This is a genomic window from Shewanella sp. 10N.286.48.B5, from assembly GCF_002874355.2.
Classification (GTDB): domain Bacteria; phylum Pseudomonadota; class Gammaproteobacteria; order Enterobacterales; family Shewanellaceae; genus Shewanella.
Window position 1 is genome coordinate 1,346,011 of sequence record NZ_MCVG02000001.1, and the last position, 19,810, is coordinate 1,365,820.

A 19,810-nucleotide genomic window follows, 5' to 3' on the forward strand; every position below is an offset into this window, starting at 1 on the left:
TATGGAATCGGTTAACCCTTTGCTTACAGGAAAGCCTTACCCCTTGGGCGCCAGCGTTGATGATAATGGCGTGAACTTTGCGCTATTTTCAGCTAACGCCACCCAAGTGGTGCTATGTCTTTTTGACGAGTTTGGGCTTAACGAACAACAATTTCCGTTAACCCAAAAAACCAGACAAATTTGGCATGGTTACTTGCCACAAGCGAAAGCGGGTACCTTATATGGTTATCGGGTTTATGGACCCTATCAACCCTTACTTGGGCACCGCTTTAATCATCATAAACTATTGCTAGACCCTTACGCCAAGCAGCTGTTTGGTGAACTTGAAGCTAACGATGCAACTTATGGCTATCAAATTGATAGCCCTGATTCTGATTTATCTTTTTGCAGCAAAGATAACGCCAAATACATGCCCAAATGCTGTGTAGTAGATGACAGAGCACTAAGAAACAGACCGGTTAAAAGGCTTAATATTCCTTTAGAGCAAACCATCATTTATGAAACCCATGTGAAAGGTTTTAGTGTGTTAAATCCTGAAGTAAATGATGATATTAAAGGCACTTATGCTGGCCTTGCAGCCCCCAGCAGTATCCAATATTTAACCCAGTTAGGGGTTAACTGTGTTGAACTACTGCCAGTGCAAAGCTTTTTCAATGAGCCATTTTTAATCGAAAAGAACCTCAGTAATTACTGGGGCTACAACAGCATTGGATTTTTTGCACCCAACGCAGCTTATATGAGTGGCGAGAGTATTACTGAGTTTCGAGACATGGTTGATAGCCTGCACGATGCGGGTATCGAAGTGATCTTAGATGTGGTTTATAACCATACCGCAGAAGGCAGTCGTTTGGGGCCCACCTTAAGCTTTCGCGGCATCGACAACGCCAACTATTATCGATTGGTGTCTAACGAACAGCGTTTGTATATCAATGATACCGGTTGTGGTAACACCTTTAATTCCAACCATCCGCAAGTGTTGCAATTGATTATGGACTCATTGCGATATTGGGTTGAAGTCATGGGAGTCGATGGTTTTAGATTTGATTTAGCCAGTTGCTTAGGCCGTGAAACCTATGGTTTTGATCCAGGATGCGGTTTTTTTGATGCCTTAGCGCAAGATCCCGTGCTGTGTCAGGTGAAACTGATTGCAGAGCCTTGGGATATTGGCCCTGGGGGTTATCAGCTGGGTAATTATCCTATTGCCTTTAGTGAATGGAACGATCGCTACCGAGATACTATGCGCCGTTTTTGGCGCGGCGATCATGGCATGCTACCTGAATTTGCCAGACGCTTTCATGGTTCAGATGATTTTTTTGAACACCATGGTCGCAGTCCATCGGCGAGTATCAATTTCATTACCAGTCATGATGGTTACACCTTAAAAGACTTAGTCAGTTTTAACCAACGGCATAACTTGGCCAATGGTGAAGGAAACCGTGACGGCCATCATGAAAACCTTAGTGCCAATTACGGCGAAGAAGGCGAAACCAGCAAAGTTGTGATTAACCAAACTCGTCAACGTCAGCAACGAAACTTTCTTGCCACGCTATTGCTGTCTCAAGGGGTACCCATGATCTTGTGTGGTGACGAGATGGGTCACAGTCAGCAAGGCAATAACAATGCTTATTGCCAAGACAATAAGATTAGCTGGATAGACTGGCAAACTATTGATTGGTCATTAGTTGAATTTACCTCGCAATTAATTAACTTACGTCAGCGCTTCCCGATTTTATGTCATAAAGACTTTATTCATGTACCTGATAATAAACGTGATAGTGGCTTTGTTTGGTATGGGCGTGATGGCGAACCTATGTCCAAACGCCAATGGAGTGAACAAAGCTGTCGCAGTTTGGCGGTGGTGATAACTTCCGGTGAATTGGCGCAACAACCCCACGCACTATTACTGGTACTCAATGCTGATGTTGAAAATCAATCATTTACCTTACCGAGTTTAAATTGTTACGGCCCTTGGCAATGCTTGCTGTCAACCCAAAACCTTAATAACGACAATTTAGCGCAAAGTGAATTGATTAAAGAAAGTAAGGCAGTACTCCAAAGTCGAAGCCTGATGTTATTTCATGCCAATTTTCAACTAGTTCAAGATAAGGAATTAATCGATGACAGTCACTAAAAGGAAAACCCGCGAGAAAAAACCGGCCACTAAAGCGGCTAAATCGACACTCAAAAGTGAACCAAAAAGTAATGACCATCTAGATTGCGATCCTTGTGACAGTTTAGATGCGACCTTTAAGCGACAGCTTCAAGGGGTGTTAAGCCGTGATGAAAATGCCACCAATGATATGTATGGGGCGTTAGCGTCAGCGGTTAAAGCCAATTTACTGCAGCAATGGCGAGAAACACGCTTAAAGGATAACCAATATCAGCAAAAACAAGTGGCTTATTTATCGCTGGAATTTTTAATGGGCCGCACTTTAGGTAATGCTTTACTCAGTTTAGATTTAACTGACCAAACTCGTGAAGCACTAAATAGCTACGCAGTAGATTTAGAAACCTTACAAGAAGCCGAGCTTGATGCTGGGTTAGGCAACGGCGGTTTAGGCCGCTTAGCCGCGTGCTTTTTAGATAGTTGCGCTAGTTTAGACCTTGCGGTTGTTGGTTATGGTATTCGCTATGAATACGGCATGTTTAAGCAAAAAGTGGTTGATGGATATCAAATAGAGCAACCGGATCGCTGGTTAAGAGAAGGCAATCCATGGGAAGTGAGATTAGCCAATCACACCATTAGTGTGCCATTTTTTGGCCATACTGAATCCTATGTCGATCTACAAGGTCATCGTCATTATGTGTGGATTGATACTCAAGATGTCAACGCAGTGCCACACGATATGCCAGTACCCGGCTATAAAAACGATCGGATTAATACGTTAAGGCTGTGGAAAGCTGAAGCCACTGATGATTTTGATTTAGCAGAATTTAATGATGGTGATTATACCGAGGCCGTGGCCCGTAAAAATATGGCCGAGCAAATTACCATGGTGCTGTACCCCAATGACGCCAGTGAAAATGGTAAAGAGCTGCGTTTAAGGCAGCAGTATTTTTTATCTTCGGCCAGTTTACAGGACATTTTACTGCGCTATGTGGCGGTTCATGGCAGCGATTTTAGTCGCTTTAGTGAGCTTAATGCCATGCAACTTAATGATACTCACCCCAGTATTTCAGTACCTGAATTAATGCGTTTGCTCATGGATACCTATGGCTTGGATTGGGAGCAAGCATGGGATATTACCTCAAGCAGCGTGGCATACACTAATCACACCTTGCTACCAGAAGCGCTAGAGCGCTGGCCTGTGCGCATGCTAAAGCACATGTTGCCACGCATTTTGGACATTATTTATGAAATTAATGCCCGTTACCTCGAAGCCGTTGCTCACCATTGGCCAGGTGATAATGACAAATTAGCGGCGATGTCGATTATCGAAGAAGGCCACGAACCCCATGTGAGAATGGCATACCTTGCAATTGTGGCTAGCTTTTCGGTTAATGGCGTCGCAGGTCTGCATACCCAATTATTAAAGTCTGGTTTGTTTAATGATTTTTATCAGCTATGGCCACACAAATTCAATAATAAAACCAACGGTGTGACGCCAAGGCGCTGGCTGGCCCATTGTAATCCGCGCTTGGCACAGCTAATTACTCGCCGTTTAGGTGATAGTTGGGTGACCGATTTAACCCAGCTAACAGCCCTTAATGCCTTTACCGATGACCAAGCCTTTTTGAAGCAGTGGCAGACCGTCAAATTTGATAACAAGGTAGATTTAGCCAAATTAGTGGCAGCTGAGTGTGAGGTTGAGTTTGACCCTAAGATGATGTTTGACGTACAGGTTAAGCGCATTCATGAATACAAACGCCAGTTACTGAATATATTGCATGTTATTCATTTATATCAACGCATTGTGGCGGGTGATACCCAAGGGATGCAGCCCCGTTGTGTGCTGATTGGCGGCAAAGCGGCGCCTGGTTATGCCATGGCCAAGCAAATCATCAAACTCGCCAATAATGTGGCCCATATGGTGAACTCAGATCCTGTGGTAACGCCATATTTACGTTTTGCTTTTTTGCCAAACTATAACGTCAGCGCCATGGAAAAAATTTGCCCGGCCACAGATTTATCTGAGCAAATCTCCACTGCTGGTAAAGAAGCATCGGGCACCGGCAATATGAAATTTATGATGAATGGCGCTCTCACTATAGGCACCCTCGATGGTGCAAACGTTGAAATGCTTGAAGAAGTGGGTGATGACAACTTCTTCTTATTTGGTCTTAATGCTGACGAGGTTAGTCAGCTTAAATCTCACTACAACCCCCATCAATATATTCAACAGTCACCCGCACTCAAACATGTGTTAGAGATGCTTAAAAGTGGCCATTTCAATTTAGTGGAACCGGGTATTTTTGACAGCATTATTGCTGCCATTGAAGACCCATATGATCAATGGATGATCGCCGCCGATTTTGATGCATATCGCGTAGCACAAGAAAACGTCGCTGCTGCCTATGCCAATCAAGAACACTGGACTCAAATGAGTATTAGAAATACTGCATCCAGCGGACGTTTTTCTAGTGACAACACTATTAGTGCGTATCGTGACGACATTTGGTTTGCCAAATAATCACGCCATTATATTTTCAGCAAGTTGCTGAGTTTAAAGTTAGGAGTCTTAATATATGTCAAATGCTCGTTATATTAGTAATCTTACCCGTGATACCTATGCATTAATTCTAGCTGGTGGTCGAGGCTCTCGCTTACATGAGTTAACCGATTGGCGTGCTAAACCGGCGTTATATTTCGGAGGTAAGTTCCGCATTATTGATTTTCCATTATCAAACTGCATTAACTCAGGGATCCGCCGAGTTGGGGTTGTCACCCAATACAAATCTCACTCGTTAATTCGCCATGTTAGCCGTGGTTGGGGCCACTTTAAGAAAGAGTTAGGCGAGTCAGTGGAAATCCTGCCAGCATCACAGCAAACCTCAGGCAACTGGTATGAAGGCACTGCTGATGCGGTATTTCAAAATATCGATATTATTCGTCATGAGTTACCTAAATACGTGATGGTGTTATCTGGGGACCACGTTTATCGCATGGATTATGCCGGTTTACTGGCCGCTCATGCGGAATCTGGCGCGGATATGACAGTGTGCTGTTTAGAAACGCCCATTCCTGAAGCGGCTAATGCGTTTGGGGTAATGGAAGTGGATGAAGATATGCGAGTGGTCGGCTTTGAAGAAAAACCTGCCGTGCCTAAATCTATCCCAGGTAATGAAGAGTTTTGTTTAGCATCGATGGGCAACTATGTGTTTAACACTAAGTTTTTATTCGATCAGTTAAAGAAAGATGCCAATAACGAAAACTCAGACCGAGATTTTGGTAAAGATATTATTCCGTCTATTATCGAGCACGCCAATATATTTGCTTTTCCGTTCACCAGTGCTGTACCTGATGAGCCAGCATACTGGCGTGATGTGGGCACCTTGGATTCATTTTTTCAAGCCAATATGGAGTTATTGTCACCCACACCAGCACTGAATTTATATGATGCTAAATGGCCAATTTGGACTTATCAGGAGCAACTTCCACCCGCTAAATTTGTTTTCGATGATGATGATCGCCGTGGTATGGCGGTAGATTCAATCGTTTCTGGTGGTTGTATTATTTCAGGTGCTAAGGTCAAGCGTAGTGTGCTGTTTGATGAAGTGCGGGTGTGTTCATACTCATTAGTGAAAGACTCGGTGTTGTTACCTGATGTAGTGGTACTTAAAAATTGCCGTATTCAAAATGCCATTATTGATCGCGGTTGTATCATTCCTGAAGGTATGGAAATTGGCTTTAATCGTGCCCAAGATATTGCCCGTGGATTTAGGGTGTCAGAAAAAGGCATAACCCTAGTTACTAGAAAAATGCTCGGTTTACCTACGGGTTATGAGTAATTGATTTAGTCGACTTATTCAATTTAGTCGGCTTTTCAATTTAGTTGAGCTGCAGGTTTACCCTTTGGTTAAACTTGGCGGCTCAGCATTTTACATCATGTAACACCGAATAAAAAACCTAATAGCATTTAAAAGGTATTCACTAGTGAAAAAAGTATTAATGATCGCAGCTGAGAACGACGCGATATCTGGCGCGAAAGTCGGTGGTATGGCTGATGTTATTCGCGACTTGCCTCCAGCATTAGCAAGCGAAGATATTATTGTGGATGTGGCTATGCCTAATTATGGCTATATTGCACAAACTTATAATGCTAATAACATCGGCACTGTAGCGGTAAAATTTGGTGCTAATATTGAAATCGTCAGCGTGGCGCTGATGCCAAGACCCAGAACCAGTGTTGACGGCAATACAAACCTTAACAGCCAAGTATACTTATTTGAGCATCATTTATTTAATAGCGAGGGTAATCAAGTTTATTGTGCAGGCAGTAATGATAGGCCCTTTGCTGATGACGCCACTAAGTTTGCCTTATTTAATTTAGCGGTAGCCCAAGCTTATATTGATGGTTTAATCCCCGAAGTTGATGTGATGCATATGCATGACTGGCACGCCGGAATGCTGGTGATGTTACGGGCATTTGACCCACAATATGCCATGTTAAAGCAATGCCAATGTGTATTCTCAATTCATAATTTAGCCCTGCAGGGCATAAGACCAATACGTGATGATGTCTCATCATTTGCTGCATGGTTTCCTGAGCTAACGCAGCATTTAACGGATGAGCAAAAAGCCCATTTAAGCGATCCACGATACCCTAACTGTGTAAACCCAATGAAAATGGGTATTGAGCTCAGTGACAAGGTACATTTAGTGTCGCCGACCTATGCTCATGAGGTGTTAATGGCATCCGATCATCAAAATGGTTTTTTTGGTGGTGAAGGCTTAGAAGCATCCATGTTAGATAAACATAATCGTGGCGATATTGTTGGTATACTCAATGGCTGCGTTTATGAGAATGATGATAGTGGTGTTAATGATAGTGATGTTAATAGTGCTGAAAGTGAATTGACCACTGCAAAACCTGATAAGAAAACCGCTAACAAATCGATTAATCAGCTATTAGTGAAATCACAAGATGCAGTCATTAAATGGTTAGGTAAAACAGACTCTGCTCGCAGTGTCGATCAAATAGCTTTAGCGCGTTTACAACAATGGCAAATGCAACAAATCAACCAAGCGAGCTCGATTGATTTCTTAATGACATCAGTAGGGCGGTTAACAGATCAAAAGGTGTTGCTGTTACGTCAACCCTATCCCGTTGTGGCAAACAGTACTGGCCAAAGCCTATTAGACGCTATGCTGATTGAGTTAAAACGATTAAAACCCCAAGGGGTGTTTATGCTACTGGGGAGTGGCGATCATGTCATAGCCAAAGAGTTTCAACAGGTCGCGTCAAGGCACAGTAACTTTGTGTTTATTAATGGCTATGATCAGCAATTATCCGATGAACTTTATCAGTTAGGTGATTTGTTTGTCATGCCAAGTAGCTTTGAGCCTTGTGGTATCAGCCAATTATTAGCCATGAAGCAAGGTCAGGTGTGTATTGCCCATGGGGTAGGTGGTTTACGCGATACCATTAAAGATCAGCAAACCGGTTGGTTATTTGAAGGTCATAATTTAGCTCATCAAGCGGAACAATTTATTCAGGTGTTAATTAACGCCTTAAGCTTGAGTAATGAGCAACCTGAGCAATATCGTCAAATGGAGATTGCTGCCAGTCAAGAACGCTTTAGCTGGCAACAGGTGGCTAAGCAATATCGCCAGCAGTTATACAGTTGAATACCTTTTTACTACTAAGTTAAAGGTTAAGTAAAGCGGCAGTGTGATGATTGTGAGATTTAACTCAACCCTTAGCTTAGTTAAGTTTTAGCTGAGTTAACTTTCGTAAGCTTCAGCTTAACCCTTAACAGAGCTATTACTATGGTTGAATTAATATGCTTGTTTTAGAGCTTTTCTAATATAGGCAGAATCTTACTGACCTTATCAAAGCATTCTTGATACTCAGCATCGGCATTAGAATCTGCCACTACACCGCCACCGGCCCAGCAATAAATCTTATCTTCTTCAGTCAGCAAGGTTCTAATGGTAATGCTGGTATCCATAGTGCCATCTTGACTGATATAACCAATACTGCCGCAATAAATACTGCGTCTTGATGGCTCTAATTCTTCGATAATTTGCATGGCTCTAATTTTGGGCGCGCCAGTGATAGAACCACCCGGAAAGGCTGCCTTGATAATATCGATGGCAGACAAATTAGCCGCGAGGGTAGCTTCAATGGTGCTGACTAAATGATGCACCGCAGGGAAGCTCTCAATATCAAATAACTTGGGCACATTAACTGTGCCCGCAGTGGCGACTTTACTGATGTCATTACGCAGCAAATCCACAATCATCACGTTTTCAGCGCGATCTTTTACTGAGTGCTGTAACTGCTGGGCTTTTTGTTTATCAATTTCTGCATCTGCTGAGCGAGGCAAGGTGCCCTTAATAGGCTTAGTAGAAATCTTATCACCAGAAAGTTGAATAAATCGCTCTGGCGAAATTGACATTATGCAGTGATTTTCCAATCTCAAGAAGGCTGAAAAAGGGGCTTTATTGGCTGCAGATAACGCGCAATAAGCTTGCCACTCATTGCCATGATAGTTAGCTGAAAACCGCTGAGTTAAATTTATTTGATAGCAATCGCCAGAATGCAAATATTGTTGCACCCTATTAAATTTTTCTTGGTATTGCTGGCTTGTAGTTTGATCCTCCCAAGGGGAGGTTAGTTTGAATTTTGGCTGCGTGGATTTGTTTTTGGTTATTTTTTTAGTTGCGACCTCAATTTTATTCAATGCAGTATCAAGGGCAATTTGGCCTTGATAATGTAAACCAAACCAGCATTGCTGTTGATAGCAATAGATTAAGCAAAAGTCATAAAAACCCACGCTCATTTCAGGCAAGTGAATATCTTGAATAGCGCTGTCTGGCAGTTTTTCTATCACTCTACCCAAGTCATAACTAAAGCTACCTAATGCGCCGCCGCTAAAAGGGAACTTGCATGGCTGTTTTGTCGGGTAAAGTGTTTGCTGCAGCTGAGCTAGATTATCAAAAACAGCTTGCTGACTATCAAAGCTCGCTAGTAACGGGCTTAACGCTTCATCGACAATAGTGAGTTTACTGAGGTTATTTTGATATGTTAAACAAGCTATTGGACTAATAGCAATAATGTCATATTTAGCATCAGTATGGGCTGCGTTGGCCGAATCTAACAGCATAGCCCAAGGCTTGTGGCAGAAATGTTCAAACAAGGTGTGCGTACTAATATTCCAATCCAGTTGCTGAATTGCCAGCGATTGCTTGCCCCGAGAATGCATGTTGTAACCTATTTAAAATGTGATGTAGCCCAAAAACGTTGGAAAGAGTATCATATTGTCCCTGAAAGGATTAATAGCTAATTGAAGGCAATTTTAAAATTGCATTCATATAAAAATAAAACAAGTTATGCCGCAATGGCTGCTGGAGCGCCCCTATATGTCTACAAACTCATCTGCTAATGTCGTGATCAAGCAAGCTGACTTTATTGAAAGCATTGCTGATTCTCTGCAGTATATTTCGTATTACCATCCTAAAGATTTCGTTGATGCAATGGCTAAGGCCTACGATCGTGAAGAAAGCGAGGCTGCAAAAGATGCCATCGCACAGATTTTGATTAACTCACGTATGTCAGCAGAAGGTAAACGTCCTTTATGCCAAGACACAGGTATTGTGACCAGTTTTGTCAAAATTGGTATGGCAGTGCAGTGGGACAAAACCGATATGACGGTTCAGGAAATGGTAGATGAAGGTGTACGCCAAGCTTACCTGAATCCTGATAACCCTTTACGTGCATCAATCGTTGCCGATCCTGCAGGTACCCGCAAAAACACTCGCGATAACACGCCATCTGTAGTTCATATTGATATGGTGCCAGGTAATCATATTGAAGTGATGATCGCAGCAAAAGGCGGCGGATCAGAAAACAAATCTAAAATGGTGATGTTAAACCCGTCAGATGATATTGCTGCATGGGTTGAAAAAACCTTACCGACTATGGGCGCAGGTTGGTGTCCGCCAGGTATGTTAGGCATAGGTATTGGTGGCACAGCTGAAAAAGCCGCAGTACTTGCCAAAGAGTCGTTAATGGACCCGGTTGATATCCATGAGCTAATGGAGCGCGGCGCTGAAACCACTGAAGAGAAGCTTCGTTTAGATATCTTTGAACGTGCCAATAATACGGGTATTGGCGCGCAAGGCTTAGGCGGCTTGACCACGGTACTTGATATTAAAATTAAATCAGTGCCGACTCACGCAGCGTCAAAACCTGTGGTAATGATCCCTAACTGCGCAGCAACACGTCACGTGCATTTCCATTTAGATGGCACTGGCCCTGCTGACTTAGTGCCGCCATCATTAGCTGATTGGCCTGAAATTACCCGTGAAGCAGGTGAGAATACTCATCGTGTTAATTTAGACACAGTCACTCAAGCTGAAATCGAAACCTGGAAAAGCGGCGATACCTTATTACTTAACGGTAAAATGCTAACAGGTCGTGATGCGGCTCATAAGCGCATTCAAACCTTGATTGAATCAGGTGAAGGTTTACCTGATGGCGTCGACTTTACTGGTAAATTTATTTACTACGTAGGGCCTGTAGATCCAGTAGGCGATGAAGTTGTGGGCCCTGCAGGCCCAACAACCGCAACCCGTATGGATAAGTTCACTGATCTTATGTTAGATAAAACGGGCTTAATGGGCATGATTGGTAAGTCTGAACGTGGGCCACAAACCGTTGAATCAATCAAAAAACACAAAGCCGTTTATTTAATGGCTGTCGGCGGCGCTGCTTACTTAGTATCTAAAGCGATTAAGAAATCTCGTGTGGTGGCTTTTGAAGACTTAGGTATGGAAGCTATCTATGAATTTGATGTTCAAGATATGCCGGTTACCGTGGCTGTGGATACTCAAGGCGTTAATGCCCATGAAACAGGTCCGGCAATTTGGAAAGTTAATATTGCTAATGCCAAAACCAAATAAGCGTTAATTTTAATTTCACGTTATGGTTTTTGTGGTTAATTTCGTCAAATAGCGCAAATAATCTCGCTCAGGTTTGGATTGTGTCAAAATCCTATTGCCTGAGCGTTTTTGTTTGGGTAGTGTGCTATCAGTACTTATTATTGGTATTTTTGAAACAGTGTACTTTCAGTCTGTAAACTGTTTGATAACAGCATTTCATCGATTAATCATTTTGCTGTGATGTAGCACTAAAAAATAACACAGACATTGGTAACACAACAAAAATTAAAAAGAGAACTTCATCAAATGAAAAAATCGTCAATTTTACTCGCTATTGCAACTGCAGGCTTTGCCTTGTCAGTACAAGCAGCAGAGCCTGCTAAAACCCCCTTTAATGTTCAACAACTTGTAAAGTTGAATAAGCTTCATTCTGCCGCTGTATCAAATGATGGCAGCAAGTTAGTGTATGCCGTTAAGTTAATTGACGAGCAGGGCGACAGCAGCTCTGATTTATACTTACTGGATCTGAGTGATAAAAATGCTAAGCCAGTTCAAATTACCTCACATAAAGGCACTGAACATGACGTAACTTTTAGTGTTGATGGTAAATCAATTTACTTCTTAGCAGCGCGTAACGGTTCTAGTCAGTTATTTAACTTAGCCTTAACTGGTGGCGAAGCGATGCAAGTGACTGACTTACCATTGGATATCAATGGCTATAAGTTATCAAATGACGGCAAACAAGTTGTCATGAACATGCGCGTATTTCCTGACTGTAAAGACTTAGCTTGTACGGTTGATCGTATTGAGGCTGAAGAAAACAAAAAGACCACGGGTCGTGAATACAAACAACTCATGGTTCGCCATTGGGATACATGGGAAGATCACGCCCGTAACCATTTGTTTGTCGGTCAGCTAAATGGCAAGCCAGTAACAGATGTTGTTGATGTTACCCAAGGTTTAGATACTGAAACCCCGCCAAAGCCTTTTTCAGGCATGGAAGAGGTGACCTTTACCGCAGATGGTAAACACATTGTTTATAGCGCCAAAGCCCCAAGCAAAGATCAAGCATGGACGACCAACTATGATCTATGGAAAGTGTCTGTTGCTGGTGGCACGGCTGAAAACCTAACGCCAGATAATAAAGCATGGGATGCACAACCGACTTATTCTAAAGATGGTCGTCAACTGGCTTATCTTGCGATGAGTAAGCCTGGATTTGAAGCTGACCGTTACCGCATTATGTTGCGTGACACAGTTACTGGCGCAGAAAAAGAAGTGGCACCGTTATGGGATCGCAGCCCAAGCTCACTGACCTTCAGTGATGATGGCCGCACGCTTTATGTCACGGCGCAAGATGTAGGTCAAGTGACCATCTTTGAAGTTAACACTCAGTTTGGTGATGTCCGTCCGATATACAATGATGGCAGTAACAACCTTGTCGCAGTGACAGAGTCAGGGCTTATTTTCAGCAACAAATCATTAGTTGAGCCGGGCGACTTATATAAAATTAGCCTTGAAGGTGAAAACCTCACCCGTTTAACCAATGTTAATGAAGACAAATTAGCTGAAATTCAATTTGGTGAGTTCCAGCAATTTAACTTCAAAGGTTGGAATAACGAGACAGTACACGGTTACTGGATTAAACCTGCTAATTATGAAGCCGGTAAGAAATACCCAATCGCATACTTAGTTCACGGTGGCCCGCAAGGTTCATTTGGTAACTCATTCAGTGGTCGCTGGAATGCACAACTTTGGGCTGGCGCAGGTTACGGTGTGGTTATGGTCGACTTCCATGGCTCAACCGGTTATGGACAAGCCTTTACTGATTCAATCACCCAAGATTGGGGTGGTAAACCGCTTGAAGACTTGCAAAAAGGCCTAGCAGCGGTTGGTCAGCAACAAAAATGGCTAGATACCGATAATGCCTGTGCATTAGGTGGCTCATATGGCGGCTACATGATGAACTGGATCCAAGGTAACTGGAGCGATGGCTTTAAGTGTCTTGTAAACCACGCTGGTTTATTTGATATGCGTAGCATGTACCACGTAACAGAAGAGCTTTGGTTTCCTGAGTATGAATTTGGTGGTACATACACTGAAAATAAAGAACTATATGAGAAGTTCAATCCAGTAAACTATGTTGAAAACTGGAACACACCAATGTTAGTGATCCACGGTGAGAAAGACTACCGCGTGCCTTATGGGCAAGGACTAGCGGCATTTACATACATGCAGCGCAATAACATCCCATCAGAGCTATTAATGTTCCCTGATGAGAACCATTGGATCTTAAATCAAGATAACCTACAGCAGTGGTACAAAAACGTACTAGGTTGGATGGACCGCTGGACTGAAAACAAATAGTTTTACGGTTAGGCGAACAAAAAAGAGATGCTATTTAGCATCTCTTTTTTTATGGGCTGAAAAATTAATTACTCTGAAATGGGTAATTTTTCAGCTAGATAGTTTCGAGGCTTGTTTTATCGACTATATTGAGTTCTGTAGATGGGCACTTTTGAGCCGTTTTAGTAATACATACAAGGTAAGTTAATCTTCTGCGTGACCCCGTCATTTTTCGATGACCATTTTTATGACAGATCCTAGTACGTTTACTCATAGTGTTTACCCATAGTGATTTCAATCTACTTACTGTCGTTAATAACGCCGATTAAGTAACTAACATTCAATAATGAGGTTTATTGTAACAGTACAAAGCTTGATGATGAATATTTATAGCGCTTTTTTACTCGATTATGTCATTAAATTTCATTTATGTCGTAAGTGGTGTTTGTAGACATTGAATTTTGTTAATTGGCTCCGAAAAGCTATTGTCGTAAAAGTAAATTAAGGTCAGATTAGGTTTATTATTAACTAGCTCATATTTGTAAGAAAATACATTTGTAAAATGCATAAAAAGCAGTAGAGTTGCGCGATTATTTTTTTGACCACAAAACCATTGATATAGAGGGTAAGCTCGTGGATTTAATGCTTTACGTTAAGTTTTTCTTAGGATTGATAGCAATTATCAACCCTGTGGGCTTATTGCCTGTGTTTGTGACCTTAACCAGTCACCAAACTGAGGTAGAACGTAACCATACAGGTAAAGTGGCAAACTTTGCCGTGGTGATTATTTTGTTAACCACGATTTTTATTGGAGAGCATATTTTAAATATGTTCAGTATCTCTTTATCAGCCTTTAGAATTGCCGGTGGCAGTTTGATTGCCATCATCGCGATGTCTATGCTGCAGGGTAAATTGAGCCAAGTGAAACGTAACCAAGAAGAAGACCGTGAAGCATCAGGCATGGAGTCGGTTGCTGTGGTACCACTGGCATTGCCATTAATGGCTGGTCCTGGCGCCATTAGTTCAGTTATTGTATTTTCTTCTACTAATAACTCTTTGGTGGACATGATAGGTATGTCCATTACGGTGATTATTTTTGGTTTAATGAGTTTTGGTTTGTTCAGAATGGCACCGATTATTTTTAAGTTGCTGGGTACAACAGGCATTAACGTCATCACGCGTTTAATGGGGCTGCTAATGCTTTCAATTGGTATTGAAGTGATAGCTGCCGGTATTAAAGGTTTATTCCCAACGCTAATGAGTTAATAACGTGCTTTATTTAATCAATCGAGCAACGGAATTGCTCGATTTGAACAGCAAACGTCCAAGAGTTTGTAAAACATCGATTTCTGCTTGACCTCAAATACGCATTTGCGTAAAGTACCGCTCGTTCTACAACATAAGGTTTTTCATAATTACCTTATATTCAATAGTGTTAGCTTATAGCAGTATAGATAAATAGAACCGTGCCACTCACACGTTAAAATGACAGCAACAAATTAGGTGACGTGTCCGAGTGGCTGAAGGAGCACGCCTGGAAAGTGTGTAAAGGGCAACCTTTCGAGAGTTCGAATCTCTCCGTCACCGCCAAATTCCTCCAAGCTATTTTTATTTAAATCCCCAAGTTATTATTTAAACTTCTAAGTTATTTATTAAACCCTCAAGTAATTCTTTAATTTCAAAAATTGATTTGTTTTAGCAAACTCAGTATCAAAACCTAGGATTTTTATTAATGCTTAGTATTTTTATACTGACATCAGCAATTAATCGTCATTTTAAAATTATTCCTCATCATGACTTTGTCAGTCTTAACACTGTTTTATCATCTACATTTAGTGTCGTCGATATGAATTTGATAAGTCACAGCGTGGCTTATTCGAGTATTATGCCTTTCAAATCTGCTACTTATTTATTGTATTAGTTCAATGGTTTAGTTAAAATAATTTAGCGCTTCATACGAGATTTAACAGCGCTTAATGGATTTAGCCATTTTATTAAAGGGATAATATATGTTCGCACAATTTTTTATCGTTATTGTAGGCTTAACCAGTTTGGTTGGAGGAATACAAGGTGGTGATTACTTATGGGCTTTTTGTGGGCTGATTATGTTTACAACTTCGGCTGTAACACTCTATTGCCTTAAAACGGGTAAGGTATTTGGCGACGATAAAAACACCCAATAAATGATTCACTTGAACGTTTAAAGCAAATACTTTTATAGATAATAATGATGAAATGGCTATTTACTTGCCTATTGGCGCTGACAAGAGTGTTACCCGTCTGGGCAAATTACACTGTCATTCATCGCGCTTATGAGTCTAAAAGCGGCGATGTTCAAGTTAACTACAGTGGTCGAGTGGTTCATATTCTCGCTGATGATAATCAAGGCTCAAGGCTCAAGGCTCAAGGCATCAAAAATTCATTCTAAAACTCAATAGTGGCTTAACCTTGCTGGTAGCCCACAATATTGATTTAGCCCCGAGAGTTTCAAATTTGCGTGTTGGCGACCTTGTTGAATTTTATGGTGAATATGAATGGAGCAAAAAAGGCGGGGTGATCCATTGGACCCATGCAGATCCTGCAGGGCGACACGCCGAAGGTTCGTTAAAGTATGATGGTACACTTTATAAGTGATTTTTCTATTTAAAACTCGATAAACCAGATGGTTAGCTACTTTTTACTATCAAATTTATTGGCATTTTAATATGATTAGATAGTTAGGCATTATTATGCCTTTTTTACGTTATAAATTATCAAAAGGACTGATAATGCTTAAATATATTTTTATAATAATTGTTGGATTTGCTTGCTATAAAACATTTTTTTCTACAGATACTAAATCCGAACCTTCGTGGAGTGAGGTTTATTCTGATGAGCATAAGTTTCAAGTTCAGTTTCCGCATCAGCCTAAAGAAGAATTTAAACAGGTAAATTTACCTGGATTAGGGAAAATAGAGCTAACTAGTTACATTATAAGAAGTCCTGAATTAACTTGTACAGTTATCATCTCTGATTATAAAGGACAAGCAGAAGTATTAGGAAGTGTCTATGACGTCATTGATGTCGCTAGAAGGGACTTGCTTAAAGGCTTTGGTGGCAGCATCACAAAAGAAGACTACATCTACAATCAAAATGTCAGCGGTTACGAGTTTTATATGCTAACAAATAACAATAAACTACTTCAGTCTAGAGTTTATAAGTACGAAAACAAAGCCTATAACCTTACATGCCAATATAAAGAGAATGAGGTTAATAGAAATAAAGTAAACCAATTAATGCAATCATTTACTTTTATTTAAATTATTCTTTAGTTTTTCATTAGTTGTAATGTGGACTAACTATCTCTCAGATTCACATTACCACTGAAAAAGGGATTAAGTTCAAGGAAGAAGTATGAATGATACAATAGTATTGCCAGCCATATTAAAGCATATCTTAATCAAAGGTATTTTGCTTTGGGGGATCTCAACTGCGATTTTATTCCAGTTGATTATGCACTTAACAGGAGAAGAACACTTTTTTGATGGCATTGTTCTATCTTTAATTACTTTTCCTATTGGTGGTATTTTTTATGGCTATTTAACTTGGCGATTGCAGCATAAAGAATAAAGCTTATAGTAACTTCACTTCGCTTATAGATAGTTCATCGATGTGAAAGACTCATGATGTAGAGAATAGCCATCTAGGAACAAGATGGCGCACTCTTACTAAAGTGATGTTTTTTACAGTTCGCCATAATCGCACTTTAAGTTATTGATTTATTTAGTTTTGGCCTAGGGTAATGTTATTCCGCTAATCAGTCCTCATCCCCCTAAAAGCAGAATTTCAAATGCTTGGCCATTTATGCGCTAAAGTTAACTAGACTTTAAACTTAGTTGCTAATCCGACTAAACCTTAGCAGACATTTTAGCCAGAACGTTTAACTCATAGTGTGTCAGGTCACATCAAGGGCAGCTTTTGCCAGAATAGACAGCAAGTTGCCGCTAAATAAAGTAAAATAACCTTTCATGTACTAATGAAGTTTGTTCTAAATGAGGATTAATGAATAGCAATAACGATAAATATAGTATAGACAATACCGATTACACAGTCGGACAAGATAACATTCAAAAGTGGGGCTTTGACGTCCACAACCCTGTTTTTGGGATCAGCGCCTCCTTAATTGGACTCTTCTTAATCGCCATTCTCTTGGTTGAACCAGAAACATCAAAATCTGTATTAGATGGCATAAAATGGAAAATTATAGGTACTTTTGATGGCCTATTTATGTGGTCTGCCAATCTGTTTGTGTTGTTTTGTTTGGCAATGATCATTTCGCCATTTGGTAAAATTCGCTTAGGTGGTGATGAAGCCAAGGCCGATTACTCAATGTTGTCATGGATAGCCATGCTATTTGCCGCGGGAATGGGCATTGGTTTAATGTTTTGGGGGGTAGCAGAGCCTGTAGCTTATTTCACTGGCTGGTATGAAACACCACTTAATGTCGAGCCAAACACACCTGAAGCTGCGAAGTTAGCACTGGGTGCCACCATGTTCCATTGGGGCTTACATCCATGGGCCATTTACGGTGTAGTATCACTATCACTTGCTTTTTTCGCTTATAATAAAGGCTTACCGCTTTCAATGCGTTCAGTTTTTTACCCAATATTGGGCGATAGAACTTGGGGTTGGCCAGGCCACGTTGTTGACATTTTAGCGGTACTTGCCACTTTATTTGGTCTGGCGACATCCCTCGGCCTTGGGGCTCAACAGGCTGCCAGTGGTTTTCACCATGTATTTGGTATGGATAATGGCTTAATGCTGCAAGTCGGCATTATCGTGATAGTGACGTTAATTGCTGTGGTTTCTGTGGTTCGCGGTATTGACGGTGGTGTAAAAGTTATCAGTAATGTCAATATGTTGTTGGCGCTGGCATTAATGTTATTTGTTATATTAGTGAGTTTTGCGGTTTCTATGGGTACCATTCCCATGACCGTAATGGGCTACATTGAAAATATCATTCCTTTAAGTAACCCAATGGGTCGTGATGACGAAGCTTGGATGCATGGTTGGACCGTGTTTTATTGGTCTTGGTGGATATCATGGTCTCCTTTTGTAGGTATGTTTATAGCGCGTATTTCCCGTGGCCGTACCATCCGTGAATTTATGATGGCTGTATTGATTGTACCTACAGTGGTGACAACCTTGTGGATGTCAGTATTCGGTGGCGTTGCGATTGATCAAGTGGTCAACAAGATTGGTACCTTAGGTGAGAAAGGCTTAACAGAAGTGCCTTTAGCGATGTTTGAGATGTTTGATGCATTGCCAATGGGCAATATATTATCGTTATTGGCCGTTGTATTGGTACTCGTATTCTTTGTAACCTCATCAGATTCTGGTTCACTGGTGATTGATAGCATCACATCAGGCGGTAAAGTCGATGCGCCCGTTCCTCAGCGTGTATTCTGGGCCTTTATTGAAGGTGCGATTGCTGCGGGTCTACTTTGGGTTGGTGGCACCCAAGCCATTGAAGCATTGCAGGCTGGTGCGATTTCAACGGCTTTACCATTTACCATTATTTTATTGGTGATGTGTGTCAGTTTGATTATGGGTCTGCGAACTGAAAAAAGGCCTGGGTTAAGGAGCTAACCTAAACCTAAATCAAAACCAAAGCCCAGTTTCACTTGTCATTATTCAAGTGAAACTGGGCTTATTCGATCTATACCCATAGCTTTTTTATCGGTGTGTCTGGGCTAAAGTGGTACTGAATTTGAGCTTGCAGTAATTCAGCGGTTGCGATGGCATCGGTTAATGCATCGTGTGGTGGATAGGTGGGTAGATTGTATCGGCTACGACTATTAGCAAGTCGAATTGATGCTGGGCGAGTGTTTCTCAGCCAATCTAAAAAGCTTCGGGGTTTTGCCTGTTGAATATTAGCTTCGAGCTGCATGGTATCAACTACAGGGAATACAATCCCTTCGTTTATTAAACTGCGAAGTGCGGCGTCAAAAAAATCTCGTTCTATTCTGCGATAATGCACTACCACAATTTTGCCTGCCAACTCATCTAATAGTTGTTCTAAAATTCGGAGTAAATCAGGTGCGCCTTTTAAGTCTGAATGGGTAATACCATGGATGATGATGGAGTCTTCTTTGAGTTTATCTTCTGGTGAGATAAACCAATGTTTCGCCTTTCGACAGGCGATGCGATCTAAGGTAAACGGCACCAAACCTATACTAATAATGCTGTTTTGGTTGGCATCTAAGCCAGTTGTTTCGAAATCTACAGCGACAAATTCAATATCTTTCAGTTTGATTTCTTCGTGGTAAGTGCTGGCATTATAGAATTTTTTTAATCTGCTATCTTTACTTTCTTTGGCTTTGATTTGCAAAAAAGCTTTCCAGTTTAAAATTTCTTGGTTTGTAAAAAGTCGCATTA

15 protein-coding genes and 1 tRNA gene are annotated in these 19,810 nt (G+C 41.2%); 14 read left to right on the forward strand and 2 right to left on the reverse strand.

The genetic code is table 11. The features are described from left to right. Position 1 precedes the first annotated feature (1 nt). The 4 genes from glgX to BCU57_RS05835 all read left to right on the forward strand — a co-directional run bounded on the left by glgX (position 2) and on the right by BCU57_RS05835 (position 7,789). Positions 2–2,131: a glycogen debranching protein GlgX gene (gene glgX, locus BCU57_RS05820; RefSeq protein ID WP_102438153.1), complete on the forward strand. Its 2,130-nt coding sequence runs from the start codon at positions 2–4 to the stop codon at positions 2,129–2,131. Next, positions 2,118–4,631, forward strand: coding sequence for a glycogen/starch/alpha-glucan phosphorylase (locus tag BCU57_RS05825; RefSeq protein ID WP_102438151.1), 2,514 nt, complete (start codon positions 2,118–2,120; stop codon positions 4,629–4,631). The genes glgX and BCU57_RS05825 overlap by 14 nt, the downstream gene beginning before the upstream one ends. 55 nt (positions 4,632–4,686) lie before the next feature. Further along, positions 4,687–5,949 (forward strand): glucose-1-phosphate adenylyltransferase, encoded by a 1,263-nt coding sequence (gene glgC, locus BCU57_RS05830; protein WP_102438149.1) that lies wholly within the window; start codon positions 4,687–4,689, stop codon positions 5,947–5,949. 145 nt (positions 5,950–6,094) lie between these two features. Then, positions 6,095–7,789 carry a glycogen synthase gene (locus BCU57_RS05835; RefSeq protein ID WP_347231998.1) on the forward strand — a complete coding sequence of 565 codons (1,695 nt, stop codon included), beginning with the start codon at positions 6,095–6,097 and terminating at the stop codon, positions 7,787–7,789. 164 nt (positions 7,790–7,953) lie between these two features. On the opposite strand, the gene pabB is transcribed toward BCU57_RS05835, so the two are convergent. Then, on the reverse strand, positions 7,954–9,369 hold the full coding sequence (pabB, locus tag BCU57_RS05840; RefSeq protein ID WP_102438147.1) for an aminodeoxychorismate synthase component I: 1,416 nt from the start codon (positions 9,367–9,369) through the stop codon (positions 7,954–7,956). Between the two features lie 157 nt (positions 9,370–9,526). On the opposite strand from pabB, the gene BCU57_RS05845 reads away from it, so the two are divergent. From BCU57_RS05845 to BCU57_RS05890, 10 genes are all read left to right on the forward strand, one after another. Beyond that, the gene (locus tag BCU57_RS05845) at positions 9,527–11,068 is read left to right on the forward strand and encodes a fumarate hydratase (protein ID WP_102438146.1); all 1,542 of its coding nucleotides are present in this window, start codon (positions 9,527–9,529) and stop codon (positions 11,066–11,068) included. 285 nt (positions 11,069–11,353) lie between these two features. Next, positions 11,354–13,414: an alpha/beta hydrolase family protein gene (locus BCU57_RS05850; RefSeq protein WP_102438144.1), complete on the forward strand. Its 2,061-nt coding sequence runs from the start codon at positions 11,354–11,356 to the stop codon at positions 13,412–13,414. Between the two features lie 612 nt (positions 13,415–14,026). Further along, positions 14,027–14,659, forward strand: a complete 633-nt coding sequence (locus BCU57_RS05855; RefSeq protein WP_102438165.1) for a YchE family NAAT transporter — start codon at positions 14,027–14,029, stop codon at positions 14,657–14,659. Positions 14,660–14,895: 236 nt separating this feature from the next. After that, positions 14,896–14,983, forward strand: a tRNA-Ser gene (locus tag BCU57_RS05860). Between the two features lie 419 nt (positions 14,984–15,402). Continuing rightward, the gene (locus BCU57_RS05865) at positions 15,403–15,576 is read left to right on the forward strand and encodes a hypothetical protein (RefSeq protein ID WP_157936433.1); all 174 of its coding nucleotides are present in this window, start codon (positions 15,403–15,405) and stop codon (positions 15,574–15,576) included. 44 nt (positions 15,577–15,620) lie between these two features. After that, positions 15,621–15,821: a DUF3465 domain-containing protein gene (locus tag BCU57_RS05870; protein WP_413211404.1), complete on the forward strand. Its 201-nt coding sequence runs from the start codon at positions 15,621–15,623 to the stop codon at positions 15,819–15,821. Between the two features lie 20 nt (positions 15,822–15,841). After that, positions 15,842–16,027: a DUF3465 domain-containing protein gene (locus tag BCU57_RS05875; RefSeq protein WP_413211405.1), complete on the forward strand. Its 186-nt coding sequence runs from the start codon at positions 15,842–15,844 to the stop codon at positions 16,025–16,027. Between the two features lie 95 nt (positions 16,028–16,122). Next, the gene (locus tag BCU57_RS05880; protein ID WP_303503452.1) at positions 16,123–16,692 is read left to right on the forward strand and encodes a hypothetical protein; all 570 of its coding nucleotides are present in this window, start codon (positions 16,123–16,125) and stop codon (positions 16,690–16,692) included. A 94-nt stretch (positions 16,693–16,786) separates the two neighbouring features. Then, complete coding sequence (locus BCU57_RS05885) at positions 16,787–17,002, forward strand: hypothetical protein (protein ID WP_102436206.1); 216 nt, start codon at positions 16,787–16,789, stop codon at positions 17,000–17,002. Between the two features lie 432 nt (positions 17,003–17,434). Next, on the forward strand, positions 17,435–19,021 hold the full coding sequence (locus tag BCU57_RS05890; protein ID WP_102436208.1) for a BCCT family transporter: 1,587 nt from the start codon (positions 17,435–17,437) through the stop codon (positions 19,019–19,021). A gap of 70 nt (positions 19,022–19,091) precedes the next feature. On the opposite strand, the gene BCU57_RS05895 is transcribed toward BCU57_RS05890, so the two are convergent. Next, positions 19,092–19,808: a 3'-5' exonuclease gene (locus tag BCU57_RS05895; protein ID WP_102436210.1), complete on the reverse strand. Its 717-nt coding sequence runs from the start codon at positions 19,806–19,808 to the stop codon at positions 19,092–19,094. Positions 19,809–19,810 lie beyond the last annotated feature (2 nt).

Coding starts and splice junctions, on each gene's coding strand:
- glgX (WP_102438153.1), top strand. CDS start 2: ATGGAATCGGTTAACCCTTTGCTTACAGGAAAGCCTTACCCCTTGGGC.
- BCU57_RS05825 (WP_102438151.1), top strand. CDS start 2,118: ATGACAGTCACTAAAAGGAAAACCCGCGAGAAAAAACCGGCCACTAAA.
- glgC (WP_102438149.1), top strand. CDS start 4,687: ATGTCAAATGCTCGTTATATTAGTAATCTTACCCGTGATACCTATGCA.
- pabB (WP_102438147.1), bottom strand. CDS start 9,369: ATGCATTCTCGGGGCAAGCAATCGCTGGCAATTCAGCAACTGGATTGG.
- BCU57_RS05845 (WP_102438146.1), top strand. CDS start 9,527: ATGTCTACAAACTCATCTGCTAATGTCGTGATCAAGCAAGCTGACTTT.
- BCU57_RS05850 (WP_102438144.1), top strand. CDS start 11,354: ATGAAAAAATCGTCAATTTTACTCGCTATTGCAACTGCAGGCTTTGCC.
- BCU57_RS05865 (WP_157936433.1), top strand. CDS start 15,403: ATGTTCGCACAATTTTTTATCGTTATTGTAGGCTTAACCAGTTTGGTT.
- BCU57_RS05870 (WP_413211404.1), top strand. CDS start 15,621: ATGATGAAATGGCTATTTACTTGCCTATTGGCGCTGACAAGAGTGTTA.
- BCU57_RS05880 (WP_303503452.1), top strand. CDS start 16,123: ATGCCTTTTTTACGTTATAAATTATCAAAAGGACTGATAATGCTTAAA.
- BCU57_RS05885 (WP_102436206.1), top strand. CDS start 16,787: ATGAATGATACAATAGTATTGCCAGCCATATTAAAGCATATCTTAATC.
- BCU57_RS05890 (WP_102436208.1), top strand. CDS start 17,435: ATGAATAGCAATAACGATAAATATAGTATAGACAATACCGATTACACA.
- BCU57_RS05895 (WP_102436210.1), bottom strand. CDS start 19,808: ATGCGACTTTTTACAAACCAAGAAATTTTAAACTGGAAAGCTTTTTTG.